This window comes from Synechococcus sp. R5-12 (assembly GCF_047502655.1).
Lineage (GTDB): Bacteria > Cyanobacteriota > Cyanobacteriia > Thermostichales > Thermostichaceae > Thermostichus.
Genome location: NZ_JANSIM010000181.1, coordinates 1 through 13,363 on the forward strand (window position 1 = coordinate 1; position 13,363 = coordinate 13,363).

Here is a 13,363-nt window from a genome sequence, read left to right on the forward strand (position 1 = left end):
TTCAGTATAGTTGAGCTTATTATTGACTAGAGTCATGCTCTGCCCAAGCTTTGAATGGGTAAGGGATCCCTTCAGCGGGGGGGAAATACTTTTTGGCGAACATCGTCGGCGAAAGCTTCCACCGCTTCTCGGATCGCCTGTCTCAAATTGGTATAGGCCTTGGCAAAAGGGGGAATCCGCTCGCTCAGCCCCAGCAGATCGTGGGTGACCAAAATCTGACCATCGCAAGCCGGCCCGGCCCCAATGCCCAAGGTTGGGATCCCCACTTGGGCCGAGATTTGGGCAGCCAATTCCGCCGGCATGTGCTCCAAAACCAGGGCAAATGCTCCTGCTTGCTCCAGGCTGAGGGCTTCTTGCCGCAGACGCTCGGCCTCTGGAGGGTTTTTTCCCTGCTGGCGATAGCCCCCCAGTTGATGTTTGGCCTGCGGAGTGAGGCCGATGTGACCCAAAACCGGGATCCCTCGCTGCACCAGAAAGGCCACCGTTTCCACCATGTCGGGGTAACCCCCTTCCAGCTTGACCCCGTTGACTCCTGCCTCCTTCATCAACCGCCCTGCTGAGAGGAGAGCTTGTTCTTTGTGGACTTGATAAGTCAAGAAGGGCAAGTCGGCCACCAAAAAGGCCCGTTCTACCCCGCGGCGCACCGCCTGGGCGTGATGGAGCATCTGTTCCAGCGTCAGGGGCAGGGTGCTGGTATACCCCAAGTGGGTCATGGCCAAGCTGTCGCCCACCAGGATCAAGTCGATCCCAGCCTGATCCAAAATCTGAGCGGTGGCGTAGTCGGCAGCCGTGAGGGCCACCAAAGGTTGACCCGCCTGTTTGGCCTGGCGAAAGTGGTGAATGGATAGAGCAGCCATATCCCTATGATCTCATCTGGGCGTTCCCGCCAGCGGTGCGGAGCACTTTCCCATCAACCGCATCCCGTGGGGGAAGCAAGCTTGGCTTTGAGGCTGGGAAGAAGCAGGAGACTCGGTTTGCCGTTAAGATGGTAAAGCCCCACAGCTGACTGGAAGGGTGACAGAGTGGTTGATTGTGACGCTCTCGAAAAGCGTTGTGACTGCAAGGTCACCGTGGGTTCGAATCCCACCCCTTCCGTTACCATGTAATCCGATAACGTACCGGCTATCGGACAGAGATGGGCTGTACTTGGAGGTGATGCTTAATGGGTCGAAGCTTTCGCCCAATCCCTTCAGGTCAGCGGTGCAGTTCCCCTGCCTTGGGCACAGCACTTTTGACACTTTTGAAGAATTGAAGGGGGCCACCCCTCAAGCGTGGACGGGTTTCTCAGCCTTTCTTTTGGGGTCTTATGCTCACCGCTCCTGCTCTTTCCGCCCAACTGCATCCCCTCATCCAGGGCCTATCCGAGGCAATCCTGAACCGTTGGGGATCCACCCTCACCCTGGCCCCCTATCCTCTGCCTGACGACCTGGGCTACGTGGAGGGCCGCCTAGAGGGCGAAAAATTGCAAATTGAAAACCGCTGCTACCAAGGGGATCCCTTTCGCAAACTGCACCTGGAGCTGGCCCAGGCCGGGCAGAGCCTGGATATTCTCCATTGCGTTATGTTTCCGCAGCCGCAGTACCCGCTGCCGCTGTTCGGTTGCGACATTGTGGTCGGTCGCGGACAGGTGAGCGCCGCCATTGTCGATCTCTCGCCGGTGACCCCCAGCTTGCCCGATCTCTATATCCAGGAGCTGGAAGCGTTGGGATCCCATCTCGTCCCTTTCCAACACCGGCGCCGGTTGCCGGAGTGGGGCACGATTTTTTCTCCCTACTGCCTGTTCGTGCGTCCTGCCGACGAAGCAGAGGCCGAGCGCTTTTTACACTTTGCCTGCCGTTTCCTGGAAATTCACTGCCGGCTGGCGCAGCAGATTCCCCCGCAGACGGATCCCGGCCAGATTTTGGCCCACTACCAGGGGCAGCAGCGCTATTGCAGCCAGCAACAGCAGAACGACCGCACCCGCCGCGTTTTGGAAAAAGCTTTTGGCCCCGCCTGGGCAGAGCGCTACATGAACACCGTCCTTTTTGACTTGCCTCCCAGTCCCGTGCAGATCTAGGCGGGATCCCCTTGCAGCCGCTGCTGGATGCTCAAGGCCAATTTTTGCCCCAGGAACTCCGGCATGGCTGGAGTTGAATCCGGCCCCAGCAAGTAGAAAATAAAGCGCGTCTGCTTGCGGCGGAGCATCAAGTTGAGGTTAACAACGGTCAAATCCTCCTGCGCGAGGGCCGTCATCACCCGGTAAAACGCGCCCGGCTGGTTGTCCACATCCACCAAAAGTGTGGGCAAATGAAACACCGGGTCAAAATAAAAAGAAACCTGCACGTCTTTTAGTCCGGCCTTGAGATCAAACTCCAGTGCCAAGGTTTCGTGAACGCGAAACACACCCGCCAGGCATTCGTGAATGGCCCGTTCTAGGCTGAGCTTGGTTTGGGAAGAAAGGCTATGGCCATCGCGGGAGACAATGGTGCGGATAAACACCAGGTGCGGTGAGTAGATCTGCCCATAGAGATGAATGCCATGCACCGAGAGATTAAAAGCAGTGAACACCCCAAACAGATCGCTGAGCAGGGAAGGTCGATTACGGTAGGCCAGACAGACCACCGTCTTGCGACATTCGTCCTGCATCTGTACCACCGCCTTGCGGGTTTGGTAGAGGGTGTAAGCCAAGCGCAGATTTTGGGCCTGTACCTCGCTGCTGACAAACTGGCTGTAAAAAGGCGGAAAGCTCTGGTTAAAACGCCGCATCAGAGCGGATCGCGTCAGCGGCACGGAGTCCTTGCGGGTGCTGACTTTGAGCGGCTGAAGATCTTCATGGGCAGCCCTTTCCCCTCTGGTAGTCCCCCAAGGAGCTACCTTCGGCTGCTGCCCTGACTGCTCAATTGACATCGACCTCGCCACCTGCATTGCTCTTTCTTCATCCTTACATCGTTGCTCAGTACGCCCCAGCCAAACCTCATTTATCCGCAAAATCACTGAGGCTCGGAACGAATGTCAACGCTGCATCCAATTCTTGTTCAATGCTTTTGGACTTAATCTATCTCACAGGGCTGAGCTGGTCATCCAAAGAGCCGCTGAGGGTCATCCCCCAATTGGGGGGATCCTTCCCTTCTTCGCTGCTGAACCGACGCTGTGAGCCTTTCAATCCCAGAATAGCCAGAATAAGCCTAAACTATGAATTGAGCAGAGCGCTGCAATTTTTGATATAAAGTGCCGCATTGAGTGCTGGCCGGCTGGGTGACATGAAGCGCTATCTTGTTGGCCATCACTTTGGTTTTCCTTTAGGTTTGTGAAGGGATCCCTGTGAGCAGGACTGTTGCCGATCCCACCCCATTTTCGCCCGCACAAGCGCCGGATCCCGGTGGAGCCTGGTGGGATCTCAGTCTCATCGCCTCCCCTGCCCAAGAAGACCTGATCTTTTGGCGGCTGGAGAATTTTGGCTGTCGGGGCATGACCAGCCAAGCCTATGGCGAAGATCAGATTTGCATTCACGCCTATCTGCCTTGGCCTCACGTCAGCCTCTTGGATTTGGCAGCCCTCTCCCTGCGCCTGCAGCAGGATGCCCTCATTGCCGGTCAGCGGGTTCCCAAGCTGCGCTGGGAACGCATAGAGGCGGAAGATTGGAGCAGCAGTTGGAAGCAGCACTGGCAGCCCCAACCCATCGGGGATAAGTTGCTCATTTGTCCGGCCTGGCTGGATCCGCCCCCTCACCCCGGTCGGCACCTGTTGCGGCTGGATCCCGGTATGGCCTTCGGCACGGGCACTCACCCCACCACGCAGCTCTGTCTGGAGTCGCTGGAAATGCGTCTGGAGAGCTGGGGAGGGGATCCCCCGGCGGCGACGCTGGCGGATGTGGGCTGTGGATCCGGGATTCTGTCGTTGGCGGCGGCCCTGTTGGGGGTGAAGCGGGTGTTTGCGGTGGACGTCGACCCCCTGGCGGTGCAGGCCACGATGCACAACCGCGATCTCAACGGCCTGACGGATCGCATTGTGGTGGCTCAGGGCAGCCTGGAGCAGATTCCCGAAATGGTGGATGGGCTGGTGTGCAACATCCTGACAGATGTGATCCTGGATATGATCCCGGAGTTTCGGCTGGTGGTGAAGGAGGGGGGATGGCTGATCCTCAGCGGCATCCTCATCGAGCAGGCCAAGTTGGTGGCGGAGATGCTGGAGGCCAACGAATGGGTGGTGGCAGCCCTCTGGCGACGGGGGGAATGGTGTTGTCTGAACGCACGCATGACCTGAGCGCTTTGCCCCGATTGGCGATTGACCCAGCGCAGCGGGATCCGAGTGGTGTTCTCCATTTAACTGGTCTGCAACAGCACTACTTGCAGCGGGTGCGCCGCCTCAGGCCGGGGGATCCCTTTTTGGTTCTGGATGGCTCAGGCAAGCTGTGGGCGGCCCATTGGCAGGCTCAGGGATCCCAAATTGTGGGCGAGGTGGAGACGCTGCCGCGGGAATTGCCCGTTTTTTTGCATCTGGGCTTGGCGGTGGTCAAAGGGCAGGGGTTTGACGAGGTGCTCCGCCAGGTTACCGAGCTGGGGGTGGCGCGAATTACCCCCCTGCTGACAGAGCGCACCGTGTTGGAACCGGGATCTGGGCGGCAGGAACGCTGGCAAAAAATTGTGCGGGAGGCCGCAGAACAATGTGAGCGGTTGCGCTGGCCTCAGGTTGATCCCCCTACCCCTTGGACAAGTTGGCTGGCGGAGCTACAAGCCGTTCGCGCTACTCGGACGGAGTCCTTTTGGTGGGGTATAGCCGTGGCTCGGCACAAAGCGCCCCCGCTGGTGCAAGCCCTGCCAAAGCTCAGGGATCCCGTCTTGGCGATAGCCATTGGCCCAGAAGGGGGCTGGACGGTTGCCGAACGTCGGCAGGCTGAGGAATATGGGGGGGTGTGCGTCTCCCTTGGCCCTACCATCTTGCGAGCTACCACCGCCGCTGTTGTTGCCACCAGCCAAATTGCCGCCACCTACTCCTGGTTGGACTCGAGCTTGGATCGGGGTCATTTGGCTCCGCTAGCGACGGGGAGTGTTGTCGCCGATAATCAATAACTAGGCCGTTTGCGTCAGCGGGACGGAGTCCTTTGACGAGAACAGCCATTGGCATAGCAGGCGGCCAGGCCCACCCCAGGGAGGGAGAACGAGAATGGAGATGATCCAGGCGGTGCGAGGCACCCGAGACATTTTGCCGCAGGAGGTGCGGCTCTGGCAGCAGGTGGAAGCCAGCGCCCGAGAGATCCTGGGACGGGCCAACTACCAAGAAATTCGCACCCCCATCCTGGAGTTGACGGAGCTCTTTGCCCGCAGCATTGGCAGTGCCACCGACGTGGTGGGCAAGGAGATGTACTCCTTCAGCACCCGTGGCGAGCAAGAGGTGAGCCTGCGCCCAGAGAACACAGTAGGTGTGGTGCGGGCCTACATCCAGCACGGGCTGCAAACGGCTGGAGATGTGCAACGCCTCTGGTATTGTGGGCCGATGTTTCGCTATGAGCGTCCCCAGGCGGGGCGGCAACGCCAGTTCCACCAGTTGGGGGTAGAGCTGCTGGGCAGCCGGGATCCCCGCGCCGATGCGGAAGTCATCGCCTTGGCCTGGGAGCTGTTGCAAGCGGTGGAGGCGGAGAACCTGAGCTTGCGGCTCAATTCCCTGGGGGATCCGCAGGACCGGCGGGCCTATCGCCAGGCCCTGGTGGACTACCTCACCCCCTTGCGGGAAAAGCTGGATCCCGACTCCCAAGAGCGCCTCACCCGCAACCCGCTGCGCATTCTGGATAGCAAGGATCCCCGCACCCGCGAGATTGCCGAGGGGGCCCCCAAGCTGCCAGATTACCTCAGCCCAGAATCGCGGGCTTTCTTCGAGCAGGTGCAAGATCACCTGCAGATGTTGGACATTCCCTACCAGTTGGATCCCTACTTGGTGCGGGGCCTGGACTACTACACCGACACCGCCTTTGAGATCGTCTCGCCTGACTTGGGATCCCAGAGTACCGTCTGTGGGGGCGGTCGCTACGACGGCTTGGTGGAAGAGCTGGGCGGGCCTTCTACCCCAGCGGTGGGCTGGGCCATCGGCATGGAGCGGCTGGTGCTGCTGTTGCAAAAGAAGCAAGGGGAGATCCCGCCAACATCGGTCGAGGTTTACGTGATCTCCCGTGGGGCGAAGGCTGAGGCCCAATCCCTCCGGATCGCTCAAGCGCTGCGCCGAGCCGGTTTCTGCACCGAGCTGGATCTGAGCGGCAGCGCCTTTGGCAAGCAGTTCAAACGGGCCAGCCGCAGCGGCGCAACTTGGGCTGTTGTGCTAGGGGATGCGGAAGCTGCAGCCGGAGAGGTACAGCTTAAGCACCTGCCTACAGGGCAACAGCAAACCCTTTTGCAAGCCGATCTGATTCAGTATCTGGCATCCCATTCGGGTCAGCAGTGCGGAGCACCTAAGGTGATGGAGCCATGTTGAATTTCTGGGTTCGGCGCGACGGCCAAGAAGACTGGCAGCCGGTACCAGCCGAGGGCGCAGTTCTGGAAGAAGATACCTACACCATTGTTGCCCGTTCGCCTCAGCCCCACTTCACCATCACGGTGGAAGTCCGGCAGCGTCCTCTAGGGCCACAGAATCAGGGCCCCAACACCGGCACGACTCCTCCACAGGTCCAAACCCGTTCTGTGCGCACCAACGATGAAGGGATCGGCATTATTTTGCCCGCCAGCCACCTCACCCCTGGGTTTTGGGAATTGCACTGCCGAGATGCCGACTTGATCGCAGAACTGTTCGGCGAAACCGAGTTAAACAATTGTCTCCGTTTTCAGGTTGTGCCTGCCCCCGCGCCTCTGGAGCCGGAACGGGGGATCCCTGCCCCGGTGGCTGAAGAGGCCGGGTTTGAGCCCCCCCAGAAAAAAGAGGTCGCCATCCCGCCAGAGCTGTTTTCCCTAATGCACAGTGAATTGGAGGGATCCCCGGAGGAGGTGCTGGTGTTGACGGGGCGGATCGGCTGCAGCGGCGAGCTGCGGGTACAGGTTTGGCCAGAAGGGGAGGAGAGGCCGCTTTTCCAGGGACAACGGCAAATTCAACTCCCGGCGGGGGCGCGGACGGCGGTGTTCAGCATCCCCATCACCCTGCCCAGCCAAGTGTGGGCCCGTCCTTTACGGGGAGAACTGGCCCTTACTCCCTCCTCCTGGTGGGATGCAGACCGGCCTTCCCAGCCCTTGACGATTCCGTTTTCCGTCCGCTGTCGAGACCTTCGCGTCAGCGTTGCGGAGCAACAAGGCGGAGAGCTGCCTCCCGCCTCCCCTCCGCGTCAGTATTGGGGAGCAACAAACATCCCACTGGCCCGGTTGCGGGAAGACCCCCCCTTAACCTTGCTGTCTCCCGAACGCACCCTGCAAAAGCTGTTGCGCATCTGGCAACACAGCGCCCCCATTTCCGTCAGCGTTGCCGAGCAACAGCGAGAGGAGGACTCAGCTTCGCCCGTTCAGCCCGCCGAGACCCAAGCCCTCCGCTCCTTCCCGGAAAAGGATCCCCTGCCATCTGCGCCCAACCCCTCCGCTCAGCCCCTACCCGAAGCAGAGACGGCAGAGTTGCCATCGCCCATCTCCTCCCCTTCCCCACCACCCCAAGCTGAGGCCATCTTGCCAACGCAAGCGGCAGCCGGGATCCCGAGTAGCCCTGTAGCTCCCTCTGAAAACTCGCTGCTGCCCCCCGCTCCGCCTGGGGTTTGTCCAACTCCCCAACTGGTGGTGCCCGAGCAACTCCGAGCCGGAGACAATTTCGATGTGGTGTTGCGCTTGCCCCCCACGACCAACCCTGCTGCAGGCCATCAAGCCCCTTTTTGGATCAAGTTTTGGGTGAAGCACGGGCGCACTCGCTCTTTGGTGGATGGCCCCCGTTGGTTGCTAGACTTCTCCCGTGACGAGCAGGGGCAGTGGCAAGCCCTCACCCGCATGACCATCCCTCCCGGAGTCCCTGAGCTGATCTTTGAAGCTTGGGCCGTCAGCCCGGATCGTCAGCAGCAGAGTGACCGAGTTACAGAGCGCCGCTCCATACTGCCTTGAAGCCTGGCTCAGTCGCTGTCTTGGACGGAACGCACCATCAGCACGGGGCAGCCGATGTGCACCCGCACATAGTCGGAGATGGAACGCCCCAACAGCCGATCCAAATCGGGAATGCTGCGGGCAATGGTAGGTCGGCGGTCAGGGGATCCCATCACCAGCAGATCGGCGTTGCTCTCGGCGGCTAAGCGGACAATTTCTGTGCCCGGATCCCCGACGGCAGTTAACACTTGGTGGCCGATTTGCCGGTTTTTGAGGGTATCGATTGCCCGATCTAGAGCCTCATCTCTGCCTGGGTTGTCGGCATCCAACTGCACAGAGGCCAGGAAGATCTGGGCCCCTTGAATGCCGGAGATCAAGTCAAGGGCCGTGGCAAAGGCGGCCTGGGCAGCGGGGGAGTTGTTGAGGGCCACCATGACATGGCTGGGGTATTTGACGTAGGCGTCGTCTTTGACCAGCAGCATTGGGCAGGAGGCGAGCTGGAACACATATTGGCTCACCGAGTTCTGCAAAATGGCCATGATGCGGTTGCGTCCCCGGGATCCCATGACAATTAAGGGATTGGGCATAGACTCGGCCACCTGCAGCACCACCACCTTGGGATCCCCTTCCACCAGTTGCGTGCTGATCTTTAGCCCTGGGCGGGGGGGGAAAGTCTGCAGGGTTTGGGCCAGCAGTTCCTGCCCCTTTTGCCAGGCAGCCCGCATCTCCTCGGCAGAGGTCTGGGAAGGCACCGCATGCAGCAATGTCACGTGGCACTGGGCAAAGGCCGGCAGAGACAGAAGGGTATGCACCATTTGCTCAGTGGGGCCGCTGCCATCGATGGCGGCAATGAGGTTCTCAAATCGAGGCATGGGATCCGTTCTCCGGGCCGTAGTTTGCCAAGACTCATCCTAGATCTGCCCCTGCGGATCCCTGTTACCGTAGGGGATATCCTGCAACATTTTGTTGGGTTTCAGTAACTTAGCCACACATAGCCGGTAAAGCCGCCGCCGGCATTGGTGTTGCGACCGGCCAGGAACTGAAACCCCCCCAAGCCCAGCGTTAACCCTCCCTCCAGCCGCCAGTTGAGCTGGCCCGAAAGCTTGAGGTTGTCGTAGTCGGGATCCTGAACCGCCAAATCCCCGAACAACAAAGGCGCGCCGTTGCCCAACGTAAAATCCCCATCCAAAGCCAGGATGGCCTGCAGCTCAGGAGTCAGGTCTGCCCCGAAGGTCAGGTTGGCCTTGACCCGATCCCCGGGATAGCCCAAGTAATCTCGGAACGTGAGGCAGGAGTCGAAAAAGGCGGGCAGGGATCCCAACTGGGTATTGGCCGCCACCCCAACTTTGAGATCGTAGCCGAAAACACCGTACCCCAAGGGCAGGGGGATGTCTCGGGTGGCATATCCGGGCGGGATCAAGGCCGTCAATTGGGCCGAAAGGAAGGGATCCCCGTTCCCCCAAGTATGGCGCAGGCCCAGTTCCAGATCCCGCAGGCCCTGGTTGCGCTGGGTAACGGTGTCAGCCCCGCTGGCAAAGCGATTTTCGATGAAAACGTAGCTGGTGTTGAGGTTGAGAGTGAGCTGATCGCTAAGGCCAGTCTCGGCGAAAAGGTTGAGGCGGGTTTCCCCATATTCTGAGAGAGCAGGCCCCAGTTGCCCCCCCTGGTCAAAGCGGGTGCGAGGCCGATAGACCTCCGGCTGCAGCGAAAAAAAAGTCTTGCCGGCACCGCGGGGAAAACCGCATCCTGCCCAGGCCGGCAGCTCCGGCGGCATTGCACTAACCACTAGACTCGCCAGCAGGCTTGCCCTTAGAAATCTCAGCTTCTCCATGGCAGGGATCCCGGCAGCTTCAGGGGGATTGTATCCCTAGGATCAAGATTTGGGTCAAGATCCGGGACAAAACCGGCTTTGGAACGACTGCTAACTATGAGGTGGCAGCCGGTAGGCCCACCTGTGCCCGGAATTGGCGAGCGGCGGTCAGCGCCCCATAGGGATCCCCTTTGTAGAGGCCGTAGTGCATGAGGGAAAAGCGCCGCAGCCCCAGTTGAGACACTTCCTGCAGCCACTCCGGCTGGCTCATGAGCTGAAAGTCTGTATGGACGGTGTCGGCCCGTCCGCCGCTGGGGTGCTTGTCCTTAATCGATGGCTCGTAGTGGGCCAACATCAGGTTGGGGTGGATGGGGGAAAACAGGCGGCAACAGAGGCGGATCTGCTCCGGGTTACCGGGATCCGGGCCGTTCAGCTCTGGGTTAAACTCCCCTGGCCGCCGCTGGCGCATCGACTGGAAGGCGATCCCGTCCATCCGGCTCAGGGTCTCGGCAAAGGGCTCCACCATGCTGCGGCCTGCCCCCTGGGAAGGGTCGTCAAAGGTGGCAATCCAGCCCCCCCAGCACAGGGCCACTTCGGCCTCTGGCAGCCGCTCCTTGATGGCCTGTCGGGCTTTGAGGACATTGCGCATCAGGGCTTGGTAGTAGGGAGCAGTGTCGGCGTTGTAGGTGTCCGCCGGGATCCGCCAGTAGGAAAACTCAGTAGCCAAGCTCCAGTAGGTGGGGCGGCCCTGAGGATTGGCTTGGGCAATATAGCCCGCCAGCTCGGCCACGTCCTCCACAAATTGCGGGGAGATGTGATAGTCGCCGCAGGGGCGGTGGGTGTCGTCTTCCCAGGTGATGATGTGGAGGGTATAGCCCCGCTCAAACCACTGCCGCAAAAGTCCGGCCTGGTGCCAGTTGCGCCAAAAGGAGAGATCCCCCTGGCGGTGATCAAAGCTGTTCAGCCAGCCGCTCAGGAAATGGGGATCCCACCCCTGCGCCACTGCCGCCACCTGCGGATCCGACTCGATTTCCCAGAGGAAGCGACCGGGATCCTCGCCAATGCCCACCTGCCAGCGGGCCAGCAGCTCTGACAAGTTCATGCTTCCCGTCTCGGCATTTTCCGGGCTGCGACTCCCCTGCTGACTCAAAAACTCCTGGCCACAGCCGGCAACCCCATAGGCAGCCAGCAGCGCTCCGCCCGCTTGCAGCACCTGTCGCCGCTGCCAGGATCGTCTCCTTTTCATCTCCTCTCCTCCTGCGGTTCCTCTTGGTGTTGGCGAGCCCACAGCCGCACTTGGGGGGAGCTATAAACCTCCCTGAAGCCCGGCAGCCCCTCAAAATTGAGCTCAGGCCAAAATTGCAGGATGCGATCGGCGCTCCGCAAGGGATCCGCCAGCCCCGCTACCAAGAGGTAGTCCACCCTTTCCTGGGGATGCTGAAGGGCCAGGGCAAACTCGTACTGGTGAGGAGTAAGGAAAGAGCGGGGATCCCTTGCCCAAAAGATAGCCTCAAAGTGGATGTCGTCGTCCACCAGCACTTTTTGTCCGGGCAACAGGTGGCGATAGAGATACTGCCCAACCTGGCGCTTTTCCTGCCGCAGCCTCCGCCAGTCTTCTAGGGCTTGCCCAGCAGAGGTTACTTCATACAGGTTTTGGGCAGCTTCCAACTCGCCACTAAGGGGCACTACCCCTGCCACCAGCCGCTCCCAGAGATCCCGCTCCTCAGCCACCAGGGGCATGAGGAAACCCGGCTCTTGGCTCACCCCATAACCGGCAGTGAGGCAGTTCAACCCCAAGAGGGCAGTGATCAACAGACGCTTAGCCCAGCCGGGGCCGGCTCCGCGACACAAGTAGGCGCCCATCAGCAAAGGCAGCGGCACCCAGAAAAGGCCAAAGCGGCTCAGCTCCCGCAAAAACAGCCCCTGCCCTAGAGAAGCCAGCAGGATGACCAGCGGCATCCCCCAGACCAGAGCCCATATCCAGCGACCCGGGCCTCGGCCTAGCAGGGATCCCAGCCCCAACAGCAGATAGGCAGGGGCCAGCACCGCCAGCCATTTCCCAGCCTCCAGCACCCCCCGCCAGCCACCCGCCTGCTGCAAGTCTTCCCGCAATTGCGGCAGCCGCAGACCGCTGCCCACCTGGTAGGTGAAAGCCCAGGGATCCCCTACCGACAGCCAATTCACATACAGCCAGCTCAGGATCAAGGCTAGGCTGACAAAGCCGGCCACCAACAGCGAGGCCCAGCGAAACCCCCAGACTTCTCGGCGAAAGGCCACCAGCAGCAGCATCCCCGCCCAGGGCAGCAGCCATCCGCTTTCCCAGCGCAGCACCATCAGGGGCCCCAGCGCCAGCCCAACGAGCAGCAGCCTCAGGGTAATAGGCAGCTCATCCCCTGCCGCCACTGACTTCCCCGCTGCTCGTTTCTCGTCAGCCAGGGGAAACAACAAGGCCATGTTTACCCCCAGCAAAAGCGAGGTGGCCGTCCAAGCGGGGCTGCGCAGCAGCATCAAGATCAAAGTCGGCTGCACCACCATCAACAAACCCCACAGCCAGCACCATCCCACCTCCACCGGCAAACGGCGTAACTGCCGCCACACCCAGCCCAGCACCAGAGAGCCCAAGATGGTCTGCAGCAACAGCGGGGATCGTCCCAGAATGGCCGTAGCCAGCACCAGCAAGGGAGGAAAGGTGGTGCCCACAATGGGCAGGCGCGGATCCGGCCCCAAAACCGCCACGGATCCCTTGTAGCCAAGAAACTGCATCTCCAAGCTCACCCAGCTCCAGCTTTCCTTCAAACCCCACAGAAGGCTAGCCAGCAGCAGAAACAGGATCCCGGTAGACCCGAAGAGCTGCAAGAAAGCCCTGAGCCTGTTGAGAAACATGGGTTACTTCAGTAGCTTCAAGAATTTAGAATTAATTGGAGATTAATTGGAGGGTAACTGGTTAAATCGCCAATAAATCGCCAATCGAGCCTCAAGAGCTATTTAGTGTTAATGAGAACATGTCTCAAGTAGGGCGTGGGGATGGGCTGACGTGTCTAGGCACTGGACACAGGGCTAGATTAGCATTCCCTGGCCTGAGAGACTTTATCTACGAGTTTTGGCGTAGGCCAATTCAGCCATATTGTCGATGAGGTGTTCTCGGATTCTGAGAGAGGATGGGGACGACTTTGCAAGGACATGATCTTATGTTGCAGGCTGTGCGGGACGTGAATGATGCAGCAGTTCCAGCGCTTGAGCTGGTACCCTCTCAAGCAGAGACCCGTCCCTGGGGATCCTTCTGGGTTTTGGATGAAGGCCCGATGTACAAGATCAAGCGCATCGAGGTGAAGCCTGGCCATCGGCTCAGCCTGCAGATGCACTACCACCGCAGCGAGCACTGGATCGTGGTCAGGGGCACAGCGAAGGTTACCCGTGGAGAAGAGGTGATGCTGCTGAGCTCCAACGAGTCCACCTACATTCCCCCCTGCACCAAGCACCGCCTGGAAAACCCCGGCACCCTTCCCTTGGTGTTGATCGAGGTGCAAAACGGGGAATATCT

General features: G+C 60.2%; 12 protein-coding genes and 1 tRNA gene. 7 read left to right on the forward strand and 6 right to left on the reverse strand.

All coding sequences use genetic code 11. The annotated features are described in order from the left end of the window. Positions 1–71: 71 nt before the first annotated feature. The gene (panB, locus tag NW843_RS10050; protein WP_414522855.1) at positions 72–857 is read right to left on the reverse strand and encodes a 3-methyl-2-oxobutanoate hydroxymethyltransferase; all 786 of its coding nucleotides are present in this window, start codon (positions 855–857) and stop codon (positions 72–74) included. A 151-nt stretch (positions 858–1,008) separates the two neighbouring features. Between panB and NW843_RS10055 the strand changes: the two genes are divergently transcribed. Continuing rightward, a tRNA-Ser gene (locus tag NW843_RS10055) sits at positions 1,009–1,095 on the forward strand. A gap of 211 nt (positions 1,096–1,306) precedes the next feature. Further along, positions 1,307–2,056 carry a phycocyanobilin:ferredoxin oxidoreductase gene (locus tag NW843_RS10060; RefSeq protein WP_414522856.1) on the forward strand — a complete coding sequence of 250 codons (750 nt, stop codon included), beginning with the start codon at positions 1,307–1,309 and terminating at the stop codon, positions 2,054–2,056. On the opposite strand, the gene NW843_RS10065 is transcribed toward NW843_RS10060, so the two are convergent. After that, positions 2,053–2,886, reverse strand: a complete 834-nt coding sequence (locus NW843_RS10065; RefSeq protein ID WP_414522857.1) for a hypothetical protein — start codon at positions 2,884–2,886, stop codon at positions 2,053–2,055. The genes NW843_RS10060 and NW843_RS10065 overlap by 4 nt on opposite strands. A gap of 522 nt (positions 2,887–3,408) precedes the next feature. Here NW843_RS10065 and prmA point away from each other — a divergent pair. From prmA to NW843_RS10085, 4 genes are all read left to right on the forward strand, one after another. Continuing rightward, positions 3,409–4,242 carry a 50S ribosomal protein L11 methyltransferase gene (gene prmA / locus NW843_RS10070; RefSeq protein WP_414522864.1) on the forward strand — a complete coding sequence of 278 codons (834 nt, stop codon included), beginning with the start codon at positions 3,409–3,411 and terminating at the stop codon, positions 4,240–4,242. Continuing rightward, positions 4,212–5,048, forward strand: coding sequence for a 16S rRNA (uracil(1498)-N(3))-methyltransferase (locus NW843_RS10075; protein ID WP_414522865.1), 837 nt, complete (start codon positions 4,212–4,214; stop codon positions 5,046–5,048). Before prmA ends, NW843_RS10075 begins: the two co-directional genes overlap by 31 nt. Positions 5,049–5,142: 94 nt before the next feature. Then, entirely contained in the window at positions 5,143–6,441 is a 1,299-nt protein-coding gene (hisS, locus tag NW843_RS10080; RefSeq protein ID WP_414522858.1) for a histidine--tRNA ligase, read from the forward strand. Further along, positions 6,435–8,033 (forward strand): hypothetical protein, encoded by a 1,599-nt coding sequence (locus NW843_RS10085; protein ID WP_414522859.1) that lies wholly within the window; start codon positions 6,435–6,437, stop codon positions 8,031–8,033. The genes hisS and NW843_RS10085 overlap by 7 nt, the downstream gene beginning before the upstream one ends. Positions 8,034–8,041: 8 nt before the next feature. Here the strand turns inward: NW843_RS10085 and NW843_RS10090 are convergent, their stop codons facing one another. The 4 genes from NW843_RS10090 to NW843_RS10105 form a co-directional block, all read right to left on the reverse strand. Then, positions 8,042–8,884, reverse strand: coding sequence for a universal stress protein (locus NW843_RS10090; protein WP_414388848.1), 843 nt, complete (start codon positions 8,882–8,884; stop codon positions 8,042–8,044). A 101-nt stretch (positions 8,885–8,985) separates the two neighbouring features. Next, entirely contained in the window at positions 8,986–9,798 is an 813-nt protein-coding gene (locus NW843_RS10095; RefSeq protein WP_414522860.1) for a hypothetical protein, read from the reverse strand. 139 nt (positions 9,799–9,937) lie between these two features. Continuing rightward, positions 9,938–11,068 carry a hypothetical protein gene (locus tag NW843_RS10100; RefSeq protein WP_414522861.1) on the reverse strand — a complete coding sequence of 377 codons (1,131 nt, stop codon included), beginning with the start codon at positions 11,066–11,068 and terminating at the stop codon, positions 9,938–9,940. After that, positions 11,065–12,705 carry a hypothetical protein gene (locus NW843_RS10105; RefSeq protein WP_414522862.1) on the reverse strand — a complete coding sequence of 547 codons (1,641 nt, stop codon included), beginning with the start codon at positions 12,703–12,705 and terminating at the stop codon, positions 11,065–11,067. The genes NW843_RS10100 and NW843_RS10105 overlap by 4 nt, the downstream gene beginning before the upstream one ends. 305 nt (positions 12,706–13,010) lie before the next feature. Here NW843_RS10105 and NW843_RS10110 point away from each other — a divergent pair. Next, on the forward strand, positions 13,011–13,363 hold a 353-nt coding region (locus NW843_RS10110; protein WP_414522863.1), incomplete at its 3' end, for a phosphomannose isomerase type II C-terminal cupin domain.